The 19,819-nt window shown below is 70.8% G+C and carries 19 protein-coding genes, 1 rRNA gene and 2 pseudogenes; 6 read left to right on the top strand and 16 right to left on the bottom strand.

Annotation, left to right across the window (positions count from 1 at the left end):
* Positions 1-127: 127 nt before the first annotated feature.
* The gene (locus tag AC07C1_RS11235) at positions 128-880 is read left to right on the top strand and encodes a DUF4232 domain-containing protein (RefSeq protein ID WP_478938445.1); all 753 of its coding nucleotides are present in this window, start codon (positions 128-130) and stop codon (positions 878-880) included.
* Positions 881-893: 13 nt separating this feature from the next.
* Here AC07C1_RS11235 and hemB read toward each other — a convergent pair whose 3' ends face one another.
* The gene (hemB, locus tag AC07C1_RS11230; protein WP_478938444.1) at positions 894-1,886 is read right to left on the bottom strand and encodes a porphobilinogen synthase; all 993 of its coding nucleotides are present in this window, start codon (positions 1,884-1,886) and stop codon (positions 894-896) included.
* A 90-nt stretch (positions 1,887-1,976) separates the two neighbouring features.
* Here hemB and AC07C1_RS11225 point away from each other — a divergent pair.
* Together AC07C1_RS11225 and AC07C1_RS11220 are read left to right on the top strand one after the other, a co-directional pair.
* Positions 1,977-2,222 (top strand): annotated as a pseudogene (locus AC07C1_RS11225) (ergot alkaloid biosynthesis protein); the annotation flags it as partial.
* 7 nt (positions 2,223-2,229) lie between these two features.
* Positions 2,230-2,334, top strand: a pseudogene (locus tag AC07C1_RS11220) (DUF397 domain-containing protein); the annotation flags it as partial.
* A gap of 57 nt (positions 2,335-2,391) precedes the next feature.
* Here the strand turns inward: AC07C1_RS11220 and AC07C1_RS11215 are convergent.
* The 5 genes from AC07C1_RS11215 to AC07C1_RS11195 form a co-directional block, all read right to left on the bottom strand.
* Entirely contained in the window at positions 2,392-4,101 is a 1,710-nt protein-coding gene (locus AC07C1_RS11215) for a bifunctional uroporphyrinogen-III C-methyltransferase/uroporphyrinogen-III synthase (protein WP_478938443.1), read from the bottom strand.
* A complete protein-coding gene (gene hemC, locus AC07C1_RS11210) occupies positions 4,098-5,120 on the bottom strand; it encodes a hydroxymethylbilane synthase (protein WP_478938442.1) in 1,023 nt (340 codons plus the stop codon). Before hemC ends, AC07C1_RS11215 begins: the two co-directional genes overlap by 4 nt.
* Positions 5,117-6,808 (bottom strand): glutamyl-tRNA reductase, encoded by a 1,692-nt coding sequence (locus tag AC07C1_RS11205; protein ID WP_478938441.1) that lies wholly within the window; start codon positions 6,806-6,808, stop codon positions 5,117-5,119. Before AC07C1_RS11205 ends, hemC begins: the two co-directional genes overlap by 4 nt.
* Positions 6,805-7,581, bottom strand: a complete 777-nt coding sequence (locus AC07C1_RS11200; protein ID WP_478938440.1) for a redox-sensing transcriptional repressor Rex — start codon at positions 7,579-7,581, stop codon at positions 6,805-6,807. The genes AC07C1_RS11205 and AC07C1_RS11200 overlap by 4 nt, the downstream gene beginning before the upstream one ends.
* Positions 7,582-7,862: 281 nt before the next feature.
* Positions 7,863-8,135: a glutaredoxin family protein gene (locus AC07C1_RS11195; protein ID WP_478938439.1), complete on the bottom strand. Its 273-nt coding sequence runs from the start codon at positions 8,133-8,135 to the stop codon at positions 7,863-7,865.
* Positions 8,136-8,271: 136 nt separating this feature from the next.
* Between AC07C1_RS11195 and AC07C1_RS11190 the strand changes: the two genes are divergently transcribed.
* The 3 genes from AC07C1_RS11190 to AC07C1_RS11180 all read left to right on the top strand — a co-directional run bounded on the left by AC07C1_RS11190 (position 8,272) and on the right by AC07C1_RS11180 (position 11,766).
* Complete coding sequence (locus AC07C1_RS11190) at positions 8,272-9,201, top strand: HAD family hydrolase (protein WP_478938438.1); 930 nt, start codon at positions 8,272-8,274, stop codon at positions 9,199-9,201.
* Positions 9,202-9,504: 303 nt separating this feature from the next.
* A complete protein-coding gene (locus AC07C1_RS11185; RefSeq protein WP_478938437.1) occupies positions 9,505-10,284 on the top strand; it encodes an ECF subfamily RNA polymerase sigma factor, BldN family in 780 nt (259 codons plus the stop codon).
* A gap of 246 nt (positions 10,285-10,530) precedes the next feature.
* Positions 10,531-11,766, top strand: a complete 1,236-nt coding sequence (locus AC07C1_RS11180) for a DUF5667 domain-containing protein (RefSeq protein ID WP_478938436.1) — start codon at positions 10,531-10,533, stop codon at positions 11,764-11,766.
* A gap of 71 nt (positions 11,767-11,837) precedes the next feature.
* On the opposite strand, the gene AC07C1_RS11175 is transcribed toward AC07C1_RS11180, so the two are convergent.
* The 10 genes from AC07C1_RS11175 to rrf form a co-directional block, all read right to left on the bottom strand.
* Complete coding sequence (locus AC07C1_RS11175; RefSeq protein WP_478938435.1) at positions 11,838-12,920, bottom strand: lysophospholipid acyltransferase family protein; 1,083 nt, start codon at positions 12,918-12,920, stop codon at positions 11,838-11,840.
* 14 nt (positions 12,921-12,934) lie between these two features.
* Positions 12,935-13,996 (bottom strand): NAD-dependent epimerase/dehydratase family protein, encoded by a 1,062-nt coding sequence (locus tag AC07C1_RS11170; RefSeq protein WP_478938434.1) that lies wholly within the window; start codon positions 13,994-13,996, stop codon positions 12,935-12,937.
* Between the two features lie 218 nt (positions 13,997-14,214).
* Entirely contained in the window at positions 14,215-14,313 is a 99-nt protein-coding gene (locus AC07C1_RS11165; protein WP_003948845.1) for a 30S ribosomal protein bS22, read from the bottom strand.
* A 134-nt stretch (positions 14,314-14,447) separates the two neighbouring features.
* Entirely contained in the window at positions 14,448-14,660 is a 213-nt protein-coding gene (locus tag AC07C1_RS11160) for a helix-turn-helix domain-containing protein (protein WP_046417307.1), read from the bottom strand.
* A 129-nt stretch (positions 14,661-14,789) separates the two neighbouring features.
* Positions 14,790-15,605, bottom strand: a complete 816-nt coding sequence (locus AC07C1_RS11155) for a phosphatase (protein ID WP_478938433.1) — start codon at positions 15,603-15,605, stop codon at positions 14,790-14,792.
* A 128-nt stretch (positions 15,606-15,733) separates the two neighbouring features.
* Complete coding sequence (locus AC07C1_RS11150; RefSeq protein ID WP_478938432.1) at positions 15,734-16,906, bottom strand: acetoin utilization protein AcuC; 1,173 nt, start codon at positions 16,904-16,906, stop codon at positions 15,734-15,736.
* The gene (locus AC07C1_RS11145; RefSeq protein ID WP_478938431.1) at positions 16,857-18,089 is read right to left on the bottom strand and encodes an MFS transporter; all 1,233 of its coding nucleotides are present in this window, start codon (positions 18,087-18,089) and stop codon (positions 16,857-16,859) included. Before AC07C1_RS11145 ends, AC07C1_RS11150 begins: the two co-directional genes overlap by 50 nt.
* A 90-nt stretch (positions 18,090-18,179) precedes the next feature.
* Positions 18,180-18,917 carry a VC0807 family protein gene (locus AC07C1_RS11140; protein WP_478938430.1) on the bottom strand — a complete coding sequence of 246 codons (738 nt, stop codon included), beginning with the start codon at positions 18,915-18,917 and terminating at the stop codon, positions 18,180-18,182.
* Positions 18,918-19,010: 93 nt separating this feature from the next.
* Positions 19,011-19,655 carry an HAD family hydrolase gene (locus AC07C1_RS11135; protein ID WP_478938429.1) on the bottom strand — a complete coding sequence of 215 codons (645 nt, stop codon included), beginning with the start codon at positions 19,653-19,655 and terminating at the stop codon, positions 19,011-19,013.
* A gap of 71 nt (positions 19,656-19,726) precedes the next feature.
* Positions 19,727-19,819 (bottom strand): 5S ribosomal RNA (gene rrf / locus AC07C1_RS11130); the annotation flags it as partial.

Here is a 19,819-nt window from a genome sequence, read left to right as displayed (position 1 = left end):
CCCTGATCGTCCGCCGGATGTGGCAGACGGAACGGATCGTCCCACACGCTGTGAACAGCCCGGCAGGCCGCTCCCGACGACCGGTCGAACGGCCCGGCGATCCCACCTACTCGAAAGAGGATCCGACATGCGTACGCGCCGTATCTCCCTGCTCTCCGCCACCGGCGTGGCCCTCACCGCCCTCACGCTCACGGCATGCGGCGGAACGGGGACGAAGGACGAGGGGGCTTCGCCCGCGTCCTCCTCGACGACGGCCCCGTCCTCCACCTCCACCGTGCAGCCCGCCTCCGACAACGCCCCGGGCACGACAGGAACGGGAAGCGGCTCGGCGTCGGGCAAGAGCACCGGCTCGAACTCGGGCACGGGCTCCAACTCGGGCTCCCGCTCCGCCACGGGCTCCGGCGGAAGCGGCCCCGCCGAGACGCCCGGCTCCACCCAGGACCGCGGCCGAAAGACCGTCCTGTGCAACGGCTCCAACACCTCGGTCACCGTGCAGCCGGTGCCCAGGCCCCTCAACCACATGCTGATCACGGTCAAGAACACCGGCGGCAAGACCTGCGAGCTGACGTACTACCCGGTCCTGCGCTTCGACGAGATGCAGTGGGTACCGCAGGCGGCCGAGGCGACCCACCCCCAGGCCGTGACGAGTCTCGCGCCCGGCGAGTCCGGCTACGCGGGCGTCCTGCTGTCGGCCGCCGACGGCAGCGGCAGCGGCAGCAGGACCGCCCACAAGCTGACGGTCGGCTTCCAGGGCCGCACGCCGAACAGCAGCGGCGGCCCCGCCGCGACCCCGACCCTGCCGGCCAAGGGGGTCTACTACGACAGCTCGCTGACGGTCACCTACTGGCAGCAGAACGCCGACGACGCGCTCAGCTGGTGACACCGGGCGGCGCTCAGCGCAGCTTCTGCGCCACCTCGGTCGCCCAGTACGTGAGGATGTTCCGCGCCCCGGCCCGCTTGATGCCGGTCAGCGTCTCGAAGATGGCCCGGTCGCGGTCGACCCAGCCCTTCTCGGCGGCGGCCTCGATCATCGAGTACTCGCCGGAGATCTGGTAGGCGGCGACGGGTACGTCCACGCTGTCGGCGACCCGGGCCAGGATGTCCAGGTACGGTCCGGCCGGCTTGACCATCACCATGTCGGCGCCCTCGGCCAGGTCCAGCTCCAGCTCCCGCAGCGACTCCCGCCAGTTGGCGGGGTCCTGCTGGTAGGTCTTTCGGTCGCCCTGCAACGACGACCCGACGGCCTCGCGGAAGGGGCCGTAGAAGGCGGAGGAGTACTTGGCGGTGTAGGCGAGGATCGCGACGTCCTCCCGGCCGATCTGGTCGAGCGCGTCGCGGACGACGCCGATCTGCCCGTCCATCATCCCGCTGGGGCCCACGACATGGGCGCCCGCGTCGGCCTGCACCTGCGCCATCTCGGCGTACCGCTCCAGGGTGGCGTCGTTGTCGACCCGCCCCTCGGCGTCCAGCACCCCGCAGTGCCCGTGGTCGGTGAACTCGTCCAGGCAGAGGTCGGACATGACGAGCAGGTCGTCACCGACCTCGGCCCGCACATCGCGCAGCGCGACCTGCAGGATCCCGTCGGATTCGGTACCGACCGTGCCCTGGGCGTCCTTCTTGGACTCCTCCGGCACACCGAACAGCATGATCCCGGAGATCCCGGCCTCCACGGCCTCCAGCGCGGCCTTCTTCAGGCTGTCCCGGGTGTGCTGCACGACACCGGGCATGGCGGCGATGGGCACCGGCTCGCTCACGCCCTCCCGGATGAACGCCGGGAGGATGAGGTCGGCGGGGTGCAGCCGGGTCTCGGCGACCATCCGCCGCATGACGGGCGAGGTCCGCAGCCGTCGGGGACGCGTCCCGGGGAAGGATCCGTACTTCGTCATGCCTTCTACGCTACGCCCGACCCACCTGCGCCCTTGCCGACGCCGTGTCGGACGGGGAGGTGCCGAGAACCCGTGCCGTGAAGTCCGCCGGCGGGCATCTGCGCCGAGGTCACCGGCCGGCCGGTCGTCCACCACGCGCTGACGGCCGAGCAGTTGCGGGACCACCTGATCCGGGCGACGGACATCCCGGCCGAGTTCGCCACCATGCTGGCGGCCATGGACCGGGCCATCGCCGACGGAGCCGAGGACCGCGTCACCGACACCGTCCTCCACCTCACGGGCCGCCCCCCGCACACCTTTCGCGAGGTCGCGCGCCGAGAGCTGCCGTACGACTAGGAAGCTCCTGGCCGTCCGCGACTCCAAGAACCCGAACGGCCCCCGCCTCGCCCTCGCCCCCACCACCTGGGCGACCTTCCTGCCGTACGCCTCCGGGCACGGACGGCACTGACGCCTCAGGGGTGCCCGGCAAAGCCCGGGCACCCCTGAAGACGGTGTCAGCCGAAACTCACGTCGTCGTACGCCGCCTCCGCGCCCCCGGCCGCCGCTCGCTCGGCCGGGTCACCGGATCGCCGGCCGCCAGGGCGGCCGCGCGTCGCTTCAGGCCGAAGTCGGCCAACGCCTCGGCCAGCTTGTGCACGGACGGCTCCGGGGCCATGACGTCGACCCGCAGCCCATGCTCCTCGGCCGTCTTCGCCGTGGCCGGGCCGATGCAGGCGATCACCGTCACGTTGTGCGGCTTACCGGCGATACCCACCAGGTTCCGCACCGTGGACGACGAGGTGAAGAGCACGGCGTCGAAGCCGCCGCCCTTGATCGCCTCCCGCGTCTCCGCCGGCGGCGGCGAGGCGCGCACGGTCCGGTAGGCCGTGACGTCGTCGACCTCCCAGCCCAGCTCGATGAGCCCGGCGACCAGCGTCTCGGTGGCGATGTCGGCCCGTGGCAGGAAGACACGGTCGATCGGGTCGAACACCGGGTCGTACGGCGGCCAGTCCTCCAGCAGACCGGCGGCCGACTGCTCACCGCTCGGCACCAGGTCCGGCTTCACGCCGAAGGCGATCAGCGCCTTGGCCGTCTGCTCGCCCACCGCGGCCACCTTGATGCCCGCGAAGGCGCGGGCGTCGAGGCCGTACTCCTCGAACTTCTCGCGCACCGCCTTGACCGCGTTGACCGACGTGAAGGCGATCCACTCGTAGCGGCCGGTCACCAGGCCCTTGACGGCGCGTTCCATCTGCTGGGGCGTGCGCGGCGGCTCGACGGCGATCGTCGGGACCTCGTGCGGCACGGCACCGTAGGACCGCAGCTGGTCGGAGAGCGACGCCGCCTGCTCCTTCGTACGCGGCACGAGCACCTTCCAGCCGAACAGCGGCTTGGACTCGAACCACGACAGCTGGTCGCGCTGGGCGGCGGCGGAACGCTCACCGACCACGGCTATCACCGGCCGTCCGCCGTCCGGGGACGGCAGCACCTTCGCCTGCTTCAGCGTCTGCGCGATCGTCCCGAGCGTCGCCGCCCAGGTGCGCTGACGGGTCGTCGTACCGGCGACGGTGACCGTCAGAGGCGTGTCGGGCTTGCGGCCCGCCGAGACCAGTTCACCGGCCGCGGCCGCCACGGAGTCCAGGGTCGTCGAGACGACGACCGTGCCGTCCGAGGCGCCCACCTCCGTCCAGCAGCGCTCGGAGGCGGTACGGGCGTCCACGAACCGGACGTCCGCGCCCTGCGCGTCCCGCAGCGGCACACCGGCGTACGCCGGCACCCCGACCACGGCCGCCACACCCGGTACGACCTCGAAGGGCACACCGGCGGCGGCGCAGGCGAGCATTTCCTCGGCCGCGTACGTATCAAGTCCCGGGTCCCCGGGCACCGCACGGACGACCCGCCTGCCGCCCCGCGCGGCCTCCATGACAAGATGGACGGCATCCCGAGCAGGGGCCGGGGCAGCGGCGGTTGCTGACGTGCCGTCAACGACCGTGAGCTGCGGCGTGCCTGTGCCCGGCGGCGAGAGCGAGGAGGGATCGGCGTCCGTCCGCACGACGGAAACGCCCTGTCGGGCGTGCGTCCGGATCACGTCGAGCACCTCGTGCTCGGCGACCAGGACGTCCGCGTTCGACAGCGCATCCACGGCGCGCAGAGTCAGCAGTCCCGGATCCCCGGGTCCGGCACCGAGGAAGGTGACGTGCCCGTGTTCCGGACCGGCGGGAAGGGTGGTGGGGCTCACTGTGCTCGCTCCCCCATCAGACCGGCCGCGCCCTGGGTGAGCATCTCGGTGGCGAGTTCGCGACCGAGTGCCATCGCCTGGTCGTGCGTCTGGGGCACGGGACCGGTGGTGGACAGCTGCACCATGCGGGTGCCGTCGGTCGTGCCGACGACGCCGCGCAGGCGCATTTCCTTGAAAATCTGCCCGTCGGCCTGGGGGTCCCCCCGCTCGAGCGGAGCCGAGAGTGGGGGAAGGTCGGCCAGCGCGCCCACAGGGGCGCTGCAGCCGGCCTCCAGGGCGGCGAGCAATGACCGTTCGGCGGTGACGGCGGCCCGTGTGAACGGGTCGTCGAGTTCGCCGAGTGCCGCGATGAGTGCGGCGTCTTGGGCGGTGTTCCCCGCCCTGCACTCGATCGCCAGGGCCCCCTGGCCGGGGGCGGGCAAAACCGTGTCGACCGACAGGAAGTCGGTCACCTCGTCGATCCGGCCGATCCGGTTCAGTCCGGCGGCGGCGAGGACGACCGCGTCCAGTTCGCCGTCGCGGACGTATCCGATCCGCGTGTCGACGTTGCCGCGGATCGGGACCGTCTCGATCTCCAGGCCGTGGGCGCGGGCGTATGCGTTCAGCTGCGCCATGCGGCGCGGCGCTCCGGTGCCGATGCGGGCGGGCCGCTTCGGGGACGACGCGGCCAGGTCCGTGAACTTCAGCGCGTCCCGGGCGACGATGACGTCGCGGGGGTCCTCGCGCACCGGTATGGCGGCCAGGACCAGTTCCTCGGGCTGCGTGGTCGGCAGGTCCTTGAGCGAATGAACCGCGAAGTCGACCTCGCCCCTGAGCAGCGCGTCGCGCAGCGCCGTGACGAACACGCCGGTGCCGCCGATCTGCGCGAGGGCCTCGCGGGAGACATCGCCGTACGTGGTGATCTCGACCAGCTCGACGGGCCGCCCGGTCACCTGGCGGACGATGTCCGCGACCTGCCCGGACTGGGCCATGGCGAGCTTGCTGCGCCTGGTCCCCAGTCTCAAAGCCTTCTCAGTCATGCCGGTCGGTCCTTCTTGTCTGTGCTGTCCCCGGCCCGGGAGACGGCGGCGACCGTCTCGGGGTCGAGGTCGAACAGGGTGCGCAGCGCGTCCGCGTACCCGGCGCCGCCGGGCTCGGCCGCGAGCTGCTTGACCCGTACGGTCGGCGCGTGCAGCAGCTTGTCGACGACCCGGTGCACGGTCTGCAGGATCTCGCCGCGCTGCCGCTCGTCGAGGTCGGGCAGGCGGCCGTCGAGCCGCGCGATCTCACTGGCGACGACGTCGGCGGCCATGGTGCGCAGCGCGACCACGGTCGGCGTGATGTGCGCCGCCCGCTGTGCCGCGCCGAAGGCCGCGACCTCATCGGAGACGATACGCCGGACCTGGTCGACGTCGGCCGCCATCGGAGCGTCGGCGGAGGCTTCCGCCAGCGACTCGATGTCCACCAGACGCACCCCGGCCAGCCGGTGCACGGCCGCGTCTATGTCGCGGGGCATGGCCAGGTCGAGCAGGAACAGGGAGGGCGCCGGACGCGGGATCACGGCGACCGGCTCGGGCCTGCGCCGCTCGGGGATGCGGCCCACCGTGGCGGCGGTCGCGGCGAGCGCGGTGATCAGCTCGGCGTCCGCCTCGGGCGTACGGCGTTCGCGCCGGTCGATGGTCCCGTTGTCCACCCAGGCCGCGTGCTGCTCCAGCGCGGCCGCGTCCATGCCGGCCACGGCGGCCTCGCCGAGCACGGAGAAGCCGGTCGCGCCCTGCACGGCGGCCAGGTCCAGCGGGCAGTTCTCCTCGGTGCCGGCACTGGGGGACGCCGTCGGCGTCCCGGTCTTCACGGCCGTGGGGCCGCTGTCGGCGACGGGCTGCCCGGTGCTGCCCTCGACGGCCTGCGCGACCGCCTCGGCCGTGAGCACCAGGCTCGTCGCCCCGGTACAGGAGACGACGACGTCGGCACGTGTCAGCTCGCCGGGCACCGCGTCCATCGTCACCGCGCGGGCGGTCACGGCGGTGTCGTCGCCCTCGGTCAGGATCTGCGCGAGCCGTTCGGCCCGCTCGAAGGTCCGGTTGGCGACGACGACCTCGGCGACTCCGGCCCGCGCGAGCGTGGCGGCGGCCAGCGACGACATCGATCCGGCGCCGATGACCAGCGCCCTGCGCCCCGCCGCCCATTCCCGCACGTCGCCGCCCGCGGCCAGCTGCTCGAGGCCGAAGGTGACCAGGGACTGCCCGGCGCGGTCGATACCGGTCTCGGAGTGGGCGCGCTTGCCGACCCGCAGGGCCTGCTGGAACAGGTCGTTCAGCAGCCGGCCGGCGGTGTTCAGCTCCTGCGCCCCGGCCAGCGAGTCCTTGATCTGCCCGAGGATCTGCCCCTCGCCGACGACCATCGAGTCCAGCCCGCAGGCCACCGAGAACAGGTGGTGGACGGCCCGGTCCTCGTAGTGCACGTAGAGGTAGGGGGTCAGCTCCTCGAGGCCGACCCCGCTGTGCTGGGCGAGCAGCGTGGACAGCTCGGCGACACCGGCGTGGAACTTGTCCACGTCGGCGTACAGCTCGATGCGGTTGCAGGTGGCGAGCACCGCGGCCTCGGTGGCGGGCTCGGCGGCGACCGTGTCCTGCAGCAGCTTGGCCTGGGCGTCCGCGCTCAGCGCGGCCCGCTCCAGCACGCTGACCGGGGCGCTGCGATGACTGAGGCCCACGACGAGGAGACTCATGCCGGCATCACGGCGGGTACGTCCCCGTCGGGCCCCTGGTCGGCGGAAGCGTCGGCGGCCGTGCCACGGGGAGCGGCCGCGGGCCGGGCGCCGTCGCCGGACGCGGTCTCCTCGCCGGCCTTGCGCTGCTCGTGGAAGGCGAGGATCTGCAGCTCGATGGAGAGGTCGACCTTGCGCACGTCGACGCCGTCCGGGACGGACAGCACGGTCGGTGCGAAGTTCAGGATGGAGGTGACCCCGGCGGCCACGAGCCGGTCGCAGACCTGCTGGGCGGCACCGGCGGGGGTGGCGATGACGCCGATGGACACCCCGTTGTCCTTGATGATCTTTTCCAGCTCGTCCGTGTGCTGCACCGGGATACCGGCGACGGGCTTTCCGGCCATGGCGGGGTCGGCGTCGATCAGCGCGGCCACCCGGAAGCCACGGGAGGCGAAGCCGCCGTAGTTGGCCAAGGCGGCGCCGAGGTTGCCGATACCGACGATCACAACCGGCCAGTCCTGGGTCAGGCCGAGTTCGCGGGAGATCTGGTAGACGAGATACTCCACGTCGTAGCCGACACCGCGCGTTCCGTAGGAGCCCAGGTACGAGAAGTCCTTGCGCAGCTTGGCGGAGTTGACCCCCGCCGCCGCGGCCAGCTCCTCGGAGGAGACCGTGGGGACCGAGCGCTCCGACAGTGCGGTCAGGGCTCGGAGGTACAGCGGAAGCCGGGCGACGGTGGCCTCGGGAATCCCTCGGCTGCGGGTCGCCGGTCGGTGTGTTCGGCCAGTTGCCACGGTGCTCCTGCGGGTAGAGCGGGGCTGTAGGCGGTCATACGTCCCCAGACCGCCCCGTCGACAGCAGGCTATGTCTTTGTGAACGCGTGCACAAAGATGGTGTCCGATTTGCCCGGCAGAAGTGACCGGGGTCACGCACCCGCGGCGCCCACGGCGGGAACCGGCGCCTACGCACCGCCGTTCCTTCATTACTGGGGGCAAGACCGCACACTCTCCTCACGATTCCCGCCCCCGAGACCAATCCGCCGTCGATCCTAAGCGACTTTCCGGGCCAGTTTGGACTACTCGGTCAGTGCCCGGCGCAGTCGCTCCTCGTTCACGCGCCAGAAGGTGTGCTGTTCACCGTCGATCAGTACGACCGGGATCTGCTCCCAGTACTGGTCGTACAGGGCCCGGTCCTCGGTGATGTCCTTCCGCTCCCAGGACACGCCGAGTTCGCCACAGACCTTGCCGAGCACCAGCTCGGCGTCGTCGCACAGATGACATCCGGGCTTGCGGATGAGGGTGACCAGCCGCTCACGGGGCTCGGACCTACGTCGGAAGAGGGGACTCATACCGGTCATTGTCCCGCGACCGCCACCCCGCCTCGCGTGGGTGGCCGGCCCCCTTCGGCGGCACGGCCGCGGAGAGTTCACACCCTTGCGGCCTCTCGGCTCCGGAAGCACCGAACAAACTGGCTATGCTCACGACATGGCCGCTCTAGGATGGCTCACTCCCCGAAAGCGCTCCGCCACGGCGCGGAGCGTGCTGGCAGGCGAGGCCTCGGCGGAGGCTGCCCGCAAGTCCTCGCAGGAAGCGCCGGAGACCCCGCAGGCCGCCGCGGAGGAACCGCAGTTCCCGGTGATCGGCGACGCCAAGGCGGCCGCCTTCTTCGATCTCGACAACACCGTCATGCAGGGTGCCGCGCTGTTCCACTTCGGCCGGGGCCTGTACAAGCGGAAGTTCTTCGAGACGCGCGACCTGGCCCGGTTCGCCTGGCAGCAGGCGTGGTTCCGGCTGGCCGGCGTCGAGGACCCGGAGCACATGCAGGACGCCCGCGACTCGGCCCTGTCCATCGTCAAGGGCCACCGCGTCGCCGAGCTGGAGACGATCGGCGAGGAGATCTACGACGAGTACATGGCCGACCGCATCTGGCCCGGCACGCGCGCCCTGGCCCAGGCCCACCTGGACGCGGGCCAGAAGGTGTGGCTCGTCACGGCCGCTCCGGTCGAGATCGCCCAGGTCATCGCCCGTCGCCTCGGCCTGACCGGCGCGCTCGGCACGGTCGCGGAATCGGTCGACGGCGTCTACACCGGCAAGCTGGTGGGCGAACCGCTGCACGGCCCCGCCAAAGCGGAGGCGGTCCGCGCCCTGGCCGCGGCGGAGGGGCTGGACCTCTCCCGCTGCGCGGCCTACAGCGACAGCCACAACGACATCCCGATGCTGTCGCTCGTCGGCCACCCGTACGCCATCAATCCCGACGCCAAGCTCCGCAGGCACGCGCGGGACAAGGACTGGCGCCTACGGGACTACCGCACGGGCAGGAAGGCGGCGAAGGTCGGCATTCCGGCAGCGGCAGGGGTGGGCGCGGTCGCCGGTGGCACCGCGGCGGCGATCGCCTTGAGCCGACGGCGCCGCTGACACCGCGGTAACCCGGCCCCCAGCTCATGGCCCGCGCGCCCGGAATTTTGCCGCGGCCACTTCAAGACACCCCGTACCTCGCCAAAACCGGACCCTTTTCGGTCACCAAGTGATCACTCTGCAGCACTTGATGGGGCGTCAATCGGTTACCGAAACGACGCAATCGGTGATTTGAGCAACTCGGTGTAGCAGTGCCTGTACGAAGCGTTATTCTCCTCAGACGCAAACCGGTACCCCTCCGTCGCTACGACGGGTGAATGGTCCCGCACTGCACGTGATGGAAGCTCTGCCTCTGGGAGTCCCGTGTACCCACACGTCGGGGTTGACGCCTCTGGCCTGGCTGCGCTGCGCGAAACGGTCGCAACGGTCAAGGAGACGCTGCGCGGCTTCGTCCCCACCGCGCACGCCGTCCCCGCCTTCGCCACCGCCGCGCCCGTAGGCCCGTGCTACGCACTGGCCGACGGAGGTGCCGCGGTCGGCAGACGTGGGCGCTCCGCCGGCGCCCCCACCGCCCGCCGCCCCGCCGCGGACAGCGACAGCGCCCGGATGATGGACCTCGTCGAACGCGCCCAGGACGGGGAGGCCGAGGCCTTCGGGCGCCTCTACGACCAGTACAGCGACACCGTGTACCGGTACATCTACTACCGCGTCGGCGGCCGGGCGACCGCCGAGGACCTCACGAGCGAGACCTTTCTGCGGGCCCTGAGGCGGATCGGCACGTTCACCTGGCAGGGACGGGACTTCGGGGCGTGGCTGGTGACGATCGCCCGCAATCTCGTTGCCGACCACTTCAAGTCCAGCCGCTTCCGTCTCGAGGTCACCACCGGCGAGATGCTGGACGCCAACGAGGTCGAGCGCTCCCCGGAGGACTCCGTCCTGGAGTCCCTGTCGAACGCCGCCCTCCTGGACGCCGTACGCCGCCTCAACCCGCAGCAGCAGGAGTGTGTGACGCTCCGCTTCCTCCAGGGCCTCTCCGTCGCCGAGACCGCCCGGGTCATGGGCAAGAACGAGGGCGCCATCAAGACCCTCCAGTACCGTGCCGTACGCACCCTCGCCCGACTCCTGCCGGACGACGCCCGCTGAACCAGCGCCCCGGCGCGCCACTAAGGGTGAAGTCCAACTCACGCCGCGTGCACACCTGTTGCCTTTTCGAGTCGATCATCCGGCGTCCGTAACCCAAGTGCCGCGCTACTCGTTGTGCGGGATACAGGCTCCCTGTGGTCACGTCCTGGCCGACCCTGATCGCTCGATCGGGTGGAATTGGTCGGGGCGTGCAACCCTCAGGACCCCCTGGGGAGTCGACCGTCATGACGAGAGGAGGTGCCGCCAGTGATCGCGAACGTATCGGCGCACCGGCGGGCGAACGCCTTCGCCCAGGCCCTGGAGGAGCAGTCCGACCAGGACACGGCGGCCGAGCAGTCAGCAGGAGCGGCGGAGTCACCGCCGGCCTCCCTGGAACGGACCGGACAGGGCGCGCTGCTGGCCCTGACGGCCGGTCTCGGCGCACTGCCCAAGCCGCGGCTCGACCCCGAGGTCAAGGTCGTCCAGCGCGCTCAGCTGGTGGCCGCGATGGAGGCCATGCTCCAGGAGGGCACAGGGGCGACGGACGTGTCGGTGCCGGAACAGCGTTCCCACCGGGCCAAGGGCGCGCACCGGGCGAGTCCGCTGGGCAAACTCCGCCCGCGTTCCAGACTGACCAAGGGGCTCGCCGCGGGCGGGCTCAGCGTCGGCGTGGCCGCAGGAGCCTTCGGCGGGGTCGCCGCCGCAAGCGGCGACGCCCTGCCCGGGGACTCGCTGTACGGCCTCAAGCGCGGCATCGAGGACTTCAGGCTCAACTACCTGACCGACGGCGACGACCAGCGCGGCCAGACCTACCTGGACCAGGCCTCCACCCGGCTCAGCGAGGCCCGGCGGCTGCTGGAACGCGGCCGCGGCGGCCATCTCGACCACGAGTCCATCGGCGAGATCCGCCGCACCCTGTCCGGCATGCGGAACGATGTCACCGAGGGCCACCGCCTGCTGCACGCGGCCTACGCGGCGGACCCCGACTCCCTGGGTCCCATCCAGGCACTCTCCACCTTCTCCCGGTCCCACCGCGAGATGTGGAGCGCGCTCAGCGACAAGCTGCCCGTCCAGCTCGGGGACGTCAAAGAGCAGGTGTCGTCGGTGTTCGACGCCATAGACGAAGAGGTCGCCCCGCTGCAGTCCCTGCTTCCGCAGCCTTCGGCCCAGCCCGGCGACGGCAAGCGGCAGGGGGGCTCCGGCTCGGCGTCCACCGGCTCCTCCGGCACCCACCGGTCGACCACGCCCGGCTCCGGTGACACCCCGTCCTCCGGCAGGCACGCCGGCTCCGGCAGCCCCAGCGGCTCGGCCACCGGGGACAGCGACGACGGCCTGCTCGGGGGCGACACGGGCGGCATGCTCGAGCCGCCGAAGACCGGTTCCGACGGCAACGGCTCCCCGTCCGCCGGCAAGTCGCCGTCCGGCCAGCCGGACGTCACCATCCCACCGCTTCTCCCCGACCTGCTGCCCGGCCTGGGCATCGACGGGGAGGACGCCGACTGACGCCGTAGGGCAACGACGATGGGGGCGCCCCTCCCGAGCGGGGCGCCCCCATCGTCGTACCCGCGCACCGCTCAGAAGAAGACCGACCTCCGCTGCACCAGCAACTTGTACAGCGTGTGCTGGATCTGTTCGCGGACCTGGTCGGTCAGGTTGAACATCAGCATCGGGTCCTCGGCCGCCTCCGGCGGATAGCCGTCCGTCGGGATCGGCTCACCGAACTGGATCGTCCACTTCGTCGGCAGCGGGACCGCGCCCAGCGGGCCCAGCCACGGGAAGGTCGGCGTCAACGGGAAGTACGGGAAGCCCAGCAGCCGCGCGAGCGTCTTCGCGTTGCCGATCATCGGATAGATCTCCTCGGCCCCGACGATCGAGCAGGGGATGATCGGCGCGCCCTGACGCAGGGCGGTGGAGACGAAGCCGCCGCGGCCGAACCGCTGGAGCTTGTAGCGCTCGCTGAAAGGTTTCCCGATGCCCTTGAAGCCCTCCGGCATCACCCCGACCAACTCGCCCTGCTCCAGCAGCCGCTCGGCGTCCTCCGCACAGGCCAGGGTGTGCCCCAGCTTGCGGGCCAGCTCGTTGACCACCGGCAGCACGAAGACCAGGTCGGCCGCGAGCAGCCGCAGATGCCGGCCGGCCGGGTGGTGGTCGTGCACCGCGACCTGCACCATCAGCCCGTCCAGCGGCAGCGTCCCGGAGTGGTTCGCGACGATCAGCGCCCCGCCCTCGGCCGGGATGTTCTCGATGCCCTTCACCTCGACCCGGAAGTACTTCTCGTACACCGGACGCAGCAGCGACATCAGGACCTGGTCGGTCAGCTCCTCGTCGTAGCCGAAGTCGTCGACCTCGTACTCCCCGGTCAGCCGGCGTCGCAGGAAGGCCAGCCCGGCCGCCACACGCCGCTCCAGGCCGCCCTCACGTCCGCCGGCCTCCGCCTGCTCCAGCGGCTCCTCCTCGCGGCTCACAGACCCATCATCCTGCGCCCGGCCCGGCAGGGGCTGGACCTCGCCGATCTGCGCGTTCTCCCCGACCCCGCGCACCGTCGCGCTCTCGCCGCCCTTGCGTCGGCTGCCCGTACTCCGGCGCCGCGCCGGGCGCTGCGCGGCGTTCCCACGGGACCGGTCGTCGTCGAACGGAATGACCTTGGCGTCCGCCATCGTTGCTGCGCTCCTCAGTTGGCGCTGTGCGTCGTGGGCCGGCCGCCGCCCTGGGCGGCCAGCGCGGCGATCCGGTCGACGGCGCCCGCGAGGGCCTCCGGCGGCAGCAGCCCGGGGCCCTGGCCGCGCGCGAAGTCCGCGAACGTCTCCGCCGTCGTGTACCTGGGCGTGAAGCCCAGCGTCTCGCGCATCTGGACGGTGTTCACCACCCGCCCGTGGGTGAGCAGCCGGATCTGCTCGGGTGAGAAGTCCGTCATGCCCAGCGTACGGACCAGGGAGCCGGCCCAGGTGACCGCGGGCAGCAGCAGCGGCACGGTGGGGCGGCCCAGTCGCCGGGAGCACTGCGAGAGCAGCAGGACACCGTCCCCGGCGATATTGAACGTGCCGCTGTTGAGGGTGCCGCGGCGCGGCCCGTGCGAGGCGATCCGCAGCACCTCGATCACGTCGTCCTCGTGCACGAACTGCAGCCGCGGGTCGTAGCCGAACACGGTCGGCAGCACCGGCAGCGCGAAGTACGAGGAGAGCGGGGTGTCCGCGGCCGGCCCGAGGATGTTGGCGAACCGCAGCACGCACACGGCGACGTCCGGCCGCCGCCGGGCGAACCCGCGCACATACCCCTCGACCTCGCAGGCGTCCTTCGCGAAGCCGCCACTGGGCAGCGACTTCGGCACAGTCGTCTCCGTGAACACGGCGGGATCGCGCGGCGCCGACCCGTACACGTTGGTGCTGGACTTCACCACCAGCCGCTGCACGGTCGGCGACTTCTGGCAGGCGCCGAGCAGCTGCATGGTGCCGATGACGTTGGTCTCCTTGACCGTGGCCCGGCTGCCGCCGCCCAGGGCCGTGCCGGTCACGTCCATGTGGACGACCGTGTCGGCACCCGTCTCGGCGAGCACCCGGGCGATGGTCGGCTGCCGGATGTCGGCCTGGATGAAGTCGGCCCCGCCCAGATGGTGCGCGGGCGGCACCGCGTCCACCGCGATGACACGGTCGACCTCCGGGTCCCGCTGGATCCGCCGTACGAACCGGCCGCCCAGCTGCCGGGCCACTCCGGTGACGAGCACGACCTTCGCCAAGATCAGCGCCTTCCTTCCCGCGTTACCGGTATCCCGCGTTCCCCGTGTGCGGCCAACTTAGCGGGTGGATGTGGCGCTGTGACGACCGCCGATGCGCGAGGTGACTGAATGTCCCCCATCGGAATATGCCGGGTACCCGGAAATCCGTCCGCGGACATGCCTGTGGCCCCCCACCACTGCTGGTGGGGGGCCACAGGTACACGCCTTGGCGGCGCCGCTTACTTCTTGTTGCGACGCTGAACGCGCGTGCGCTTGAGCAGCTTGCGGTGCTTCTTCTTGGCCATCCGCTTGCGCCGCTTCTTGATAACAGAGCCCACGACTACCCTCGCTCACTTCTCATCACTCGGTTGTTTGGGCGCCATGGGCCCACACGACCTACGAGGGGCTAGCCTACCCAACCGAGCGCCGAGGTCGTAATCGAGGGGTGCTCCGGGATCGCCCGACGGCGCCGTCAGGCCGTTTCCACCCCCACATAGCTGTCGCGGAGGTACTCGTGGACCGCTTGCTCCGGGACGCGGAAGGATCGCCCCACCCGGATCGCGGGCAGATGACCGCTGTGCACCAGCCGGTACACGGTCATCTTCGACACTCGCATCACCGTGGCGACCTCCGCCACGGTCAGGAACTGAACCTCGTTCAGAGGCCTCTCGCCAGCTGCAGCCATGACACACCTGAACCTTCCGCACTCGACGGCCACCGGCTTCCCCTTCCGGTGACTCTTCGTCGTTGCGTGCTCACTCCCCAATGTAGGGGCGGGTGATGCGAGTGGGGAAGAGGTGCACCCATCACTGCCCTACTGTGACAGACATGCTCGTTTGAGTACGTAGCGGGTGAGCGGGCGGTAGTAGTCGGATCGCAGGGCGTCGTCAACCGGAACGACGACGGATACGCGCCCCTCCGCCTCCCCCACGAACAGCGCGGGATCATCGGTGTCGGCCAGCCCGATGGCCTCGAACCCCAGCTGACCAGCACCGCAGACCCAGCCGTGATCCCCGACGACCAGCTCCGGCAACGGCCCCCCGCGCTCCGCCGCGGCCTCCAGCGCGACCCGAACCGGGAGCGGCGAATGACTGTGGACGCCCGGCTCACAACCGGGGCGCCCGGTCCCCGGTTCCCGCACCAGGGCAACCCCTCGTACGTAGTCGAGGTGGTACGTACGTAGACCGAACCGGGTCAATATGTCGACACAGCGACCCTGCGCCGGGGTGAGCACCTCACACCCCGCCGCCGAGAGGGCGTCCGCCAGGCCGGCGTAGAACCCGAGCAGGCGCTGCGGATGCCCGGTGCCGAACAGCACGGGCGCGCTCCACCGGGCGGCCTCGCGAATCCGCTCCGCGAAGGCATCCAGCGCGGCCAGTGTCCGCTCCGGGTCGATCACATCCGGACCGGAAGTGTGCCGAGGATCGGCCGAAACCCCGCACTTCTCCGCCATCAGGGCGAGTAAATCCCGCTGGTTCCAAGGTAATTCAGGATCGATTCCGATCAGCAGGCGTGGATCCCGCGCCGCGAAGAGCCGGTAACTCCGCAGGCTGTCCTCCCGCGAGGTCCCCACGACCCCGGCCAGCCGAACGGCCAGCAGATGCACACGAAGCTCGGCGGCGGTCGACACGGGTGCGATGGTGGCCCATCGACGGTGGAGGAGAAGCGGAAACCGGGGAATTCCGCACGGTTGGCCCAATGGATGAGAGGACGGCCGGTGGCTCCCCGAGGACCGGGGGGCGGAGCCCCCTGGCTGGTTCAGGGCAGCAGTCCCCGCAACGGAAACACCGCCCGCCGCGTGGCCAGTACGGCCTGATCCAGGCGATCGGCGGGGTCGTACCCCGACTCCCAGGACGCCCACGTCACCGGCCACCGCCCATCAGTCATCCGCTGCGGCCCCAACTGCCGGGTCCGCGCGAACACCGCCTGTCGCCACTCCTCGGGAATCACCGTCTCCGGAGCGACAGGCCGTCCCGCCGCGATCCCCACCAGATGCGTCCACGACCGCGGCACGACGTCGACCACCGCGTACCCGCCCCCACCCAGCGCGACCCACTTGCCCCCGGCGTACTCGTGCGCCAGCTCATGACACGCCAGCTGCACCGCCCGCTGCGCGTCCAGCGAAACGGCGAGATGCGCCAACGGATCCTCGAAGTGCGTGTCGGCCCCATGCTGCGAGACGACCACCTGCGGCCGGAACTCGGCCAGCAGCTCCGGTACCACCGAGTGGAACGCCCGCAACCACCCCGCGTCCCCGGTCCCCGCCGGCAGAGCCACGTTCACCGCCGCTCCCTCACCCGCCCCCGCCCCGGTCTCCTGCGGCCACCCGGTCTGCGGGAACAACGTACGAGGGTGCTCATGCAGGGAGATCGTCAGAACCCGCGGATCCTCCCAGAACGCCGCCTGCACCCCGTCCCCGTGATGCACGTCGACGTCCACATACGCGACCCGCTCGGCCCCCAGCTCCAGCAGTCGGGCGATCGCCAGCGCCGCGTCGTTGTAGATGCAGAACCCCGACGCACCCCCCGGCATCGCGTGATGCAGCCCGCCCGCGAAATTCACGGCATGATCGGCGTCCCCCCGCCACACCGCCTCCGCGGCGCCCACCGACTGCCCGGCGATCAGCGCGGACACCTCGTGCATCCCGGCGAACGCCGGATCGTCGACCGTACCGAGCCCGTACGCCCCCCGGGCCGCCGCCGGATCGGCGGACGCGGCCTTCACGGCGTCGATGTAGTCCTCCCGGTGGACCAGCCGCAGCGTCGACTCCCCGGCCGGTTTCGCCGCGACGACCCGCATCTCCCCATCGAGCCCGAAGGCGCCCACCAGTTTCCGGGTCAGCTCCAGCCGGACCGGATCCATCGGATGGTCCGGGCCGAAGTCATAGCCCGTTACTGCCTCGTCCCACATCAGCTGTGCGCGGCCGCTCATGCCCGCCACCGTATCGGTCCGGTTGAGCGGCGAACGACCTGGCGTACACCAACGTCACCAGCACCAACACCATCGGCACAAGCATGGCACCCCGGTAGCTCCACCCATCCCCGAGCGCCCCCACCAACGGTGAACCGATGAGGAAGCCGACGTAGTTGAAGACGTTCAGCCGCGCGATCGCCGCATCCGACGCGCCCGGCCCGTGATGCTCGAACGCGAGCCGTCCGGCCGCCGCGAAGGTCTGCGGCACCAGCACACACAGGCCCAGCCCCAGCAGCGTGAACCCGAGCATCCCGACCCACGCGTCCGGCGCCACCGCCACCACCGCGAACCCGCCGGCCGCCACCAGCGCACCCAGCCGTACGATCACCGCCGCCCCGAACCGCCGTACCCCGAGATCCCCGATGGCCCGCCCCACCAGCGTGGTCACCATGTACACGTTGTACGGCAGGGTCGCCAGCTGCTCGGAGCTGCCCAGCACGTCCTTCAGATACTTGGCGCTCCAGTTGGAGACGGTCGAGTCCCCGATGTACGCGAACGTCATGACGAGACACAGCGGCAGCAGCGACTTGAAGACGACACCCTGGCCCGCGCCCCGCCCCTCCTGCGCCGGAAGGGGCTCCCCGTCGACATACCACCTGCTCCCCACCAGCGTCGCCGGCAGCAGGAGGGCCACCACCGGCAGGTACGACACCCACAGCGCGAGATGCCAGTGCGCCCCGGCCCAGGCCAGCGACGCGCCCACGATCCCACCCAGGCTGTAGGCCGCGTGGAAACCGAGCATGATGCTGCGCCCGTACGACCGCTGCAGGCTGACCCCGAGCATGTTCATGGAGGCGTCCAGCGCCCCCACGGCCAGCCCGAACGTCCCCAGCGCCACCGCCAGCGCCGCCACCTGCCCGTGCCCGCCTGCTCCGGCCCCGAGCAGCGCCAGCAGCACCAGCGGCTGGGACCAGCGCAGCAGCCGGCTGGGCCGGATCCGCTTCACCAGCTGCTCGGTGGTCACGCTGCCGGCACCGGCGAGGACCGGTACGGCGGCCAGGAAGACCGGCAGCAACGCGTCCGAGACGCCGTACCGGTCCTGGATGGCCGGGATGCGGGTGACCAGGAGGGCGAACGTGACGCCCTGGGCGAAGAAGCTGAACGCCAACGAGGCCCTACCGCGCCGCAGCACATCAGTCATGGCGGCGAGCGTAGGGCCCCGGGCTACCTGTGGGTAGATCCAGCCAAAGATGAATCTCGTTCAGCTTTATCTGCCCACACGGGCCGGGTTTCAGGCGGCGACCGCCACCGCGAGCTTCTCGGCCCGGCCGGCCTCGGCGTCCACCTCGGCCGCCAGCATCTTCTCCATCGGCTCGATGGCCAGGCCACCGCCGAACACCACGGCGATCGCGATCGCACCGATCATGATGACCGTGCCGAGCCACACCATGGTGTCCACCGGGATGGTGTACGCGCCCACGACCCGGGCGACGCACTCGGCGAGCAGCGCCAGCCCCCAGACCACGGAGAACGCGTTCTCCTTCCGCCGGAAGGCCGTGGATCCGGCCGCCGCCCCGGACGCCAGCCGCTGCCAGGCGGCCTCCTTCGCCGCGTCGCCCTTGATGAGGAAGGGCTTCATACCAGCGGTCATCATCGGCTTCCCGAGCCGGACGGAGACCAGGATGCCGATGGCGACCGTGCTGCTGATCCCGCTGTCCTTGGCCAGCATCAGCCGGGGGTCGCCCGAGACGAAGCTCAGCAGCAGCGAGACGACGTTCACGACGAGGATGAGTCCCGCCAGCGCGTTGGTCCTGCGCTCCCTGACCAGACCCCACACAGTCCGCACCGCCGGCACCACGCTGCTCCAGGCGAGCGCCGCGAAAGTACTCATCCCGAAGCCGTCCTTGAAGAGGTAGTACGAGCCGAGCGGCACCGCCACGTCGACGAGCAGCGGCTTGAAGTTGTCCAGCACGCCCGGGTTCTGCTTCTGCGGCTTGCTCCGGCCCTGGGCCCCCGTGTTCTTCGTCATGCCCTCAGCTTCGCCGCCACCGGGGGTCCGCCGGTAGAAACGATCGTCCGGAGGTCCGCATGACAAATGTCAGGCAGGGGCCGATGGCTCGGGTCATACCAGCAGGTCCGCCAACTCGCCCATGGTGGAGAAGAGTTGGCTCGCCCGGGCGAGCTTCGCCGCCGGTGTCATCGCGGTGAACCCGTACACGTCCATACCGGCCGCCCCGGCGGCCTGCACGCCCAGCGGTGAGTCCTCCACCACCAGGCACTTCCCGGGGGTCACCCCCATCCGCTCGGCCGCATGCAGAAAGAGATCGGGCGCCGGCTTCCCCCGTCCCACGTCCTGCGAACTGAAGATCCGCTCTTGCGTGAACCACCGGTCGAGCCCGGTCGTCCGATGTCCCACCCTGATCCGTTCATGGCTCCCGGAGGAGGCCACGCAGTACGGCACCCCGTCCGCGGCCAGCTTCTCCAGCACGCCGCCGACGTCGGCCACGGGTTTCAACTCCCGCTCGAACGCGGCGAAGACGCGCGCATGAAAGACGTCGTCGAAGTCGTCCGGCAGCCGCCTCCCGGTCCGCTCCAGGACGAGATCGTGGATCCGGTGCATCGCCGATCCCATGTAGTCCCGTATGGACTCCTCGTACGAGGTCGGGTGCCCCAACTCGGTCAGATAGGCGGCCAGCAGCCGGTTCGAGATCGGTTCACTGTCCACGAGGACACCGTCGTTGTCGAAGATGACGAGGTCATAGCGCATGCCTCGACCTTAAAGGACCTGGAACGCAGAAAACCCCCGCATCTTTCGATGCGGGGGTTTCCCTAAAATTTGTTCGGCGGTGTCCTACTCTCCCACAGGGTCCCCCCTGCAGTACCATCGGCGCTGTGAGGCTTAGCTTCCGGGTTCGAAATGTAACCGGGCGT

Source organism: Streptomyces sp. NPDC045022, assembly GCF_056432605.1.
This window is presented reverse-complemented; position numbering and strand designations above follow the sequence as displayed.

What these genes read in the sequence shown, in the direction of transcription:
- AC07C1_RS11235 (WP_478938445.1), top strand. Translation starts at nt 128, where the DNA reads ATGCGTACGCGCCGTATCTCCCTGCTCTCCGCCACCGGCGTGGCCCTC.
- hemB (WP_478938444.1), bottom strand. Translation starts at nt 1,886, where the DNA reads ATGACGAAGTACGGATCCTTCCCCGGGACGCGTCCCCGACGGCTGCGG.
- hemC (WP_478938442.1), bottom strand. Translation starts at nt 5,120, where the DNA reads ATGACTGAGAAGGCTTTGAGACTGGGGACCAGGCGCAGCAAGCTCGCC.
- AC07C1_RS11205 (WP_478938441.1), bottom strand. Translation starts at nt 6,808, where the DNA reads ATGAGTCTCCTCGTCGTGGGCCTCAGTCATCGCAGCGCCCCGGTCAGC.
- AC07C1_RS11195 (WP_478938439.1), bottom strand. Translation starts at nt 8,135, where the DNA reads ATGAGTCCCCTCTTCCGACGTAGGTCCGAGCCCCGTGAGCGGCTGGTC.
- AC07C1_RS11190 (WP_478938438.1), top strand. Translation starts at nt 8,272, where the DNA reads ATGGCCGCTCTAGGATGGCTCACTCCCCGAAAGCGCTCCGCCACGGCG.
- AC07C1_RS11175 (WP_478938435.1), bottom strand. Translation starts at nt 12,920, where the DNA reads ATGGCGGACGCCAAGGTCATTCCGTTCGACGACGACCGGTCCCGTGGG.
- AC07C1_RS11160 (WP_046417307.1), bottom strand. Translation starts at nt 14,660, where the DNA reads ATGGCTGCAGCTGGCGAGAGGCCTCTGAACGAGGTTCAGTTCCTGACC.
- AC07C1_RS11150 (WP_478938432.1), bottom strand. Translation starts at nt 16,906, where the DNA reads ATGAGCGGCCGCGCACAGCTGATGTGGGACGAGGCAGTAACGGGCTAT.
- AC07C1_RS11145 (WP_478938431.1), bottom strand. Translation starts at nt 18,089, where the DNA reads ATGACTGATGTGCTGCGGCGCGGTAGGGCCTCGTTGGCGTTCAGCTTC.
- AC07C1_RS11140 (WP_478938430.1), bottom strand. Translation starts at nt 18,917, where the DNA reads ATGACGAAGAACACGGGGGCCCAGGGCCGGAGCAAGCCGCAGAAGCAG.
- AC07C1_RS11135 (WP_478938429.1), bottom strand. Translation starts at nt 19,655, where the DNA reads ATGCGCTATGACCTCGTCATCTTCGACAACGACGGTGTCCTCGTGGAC.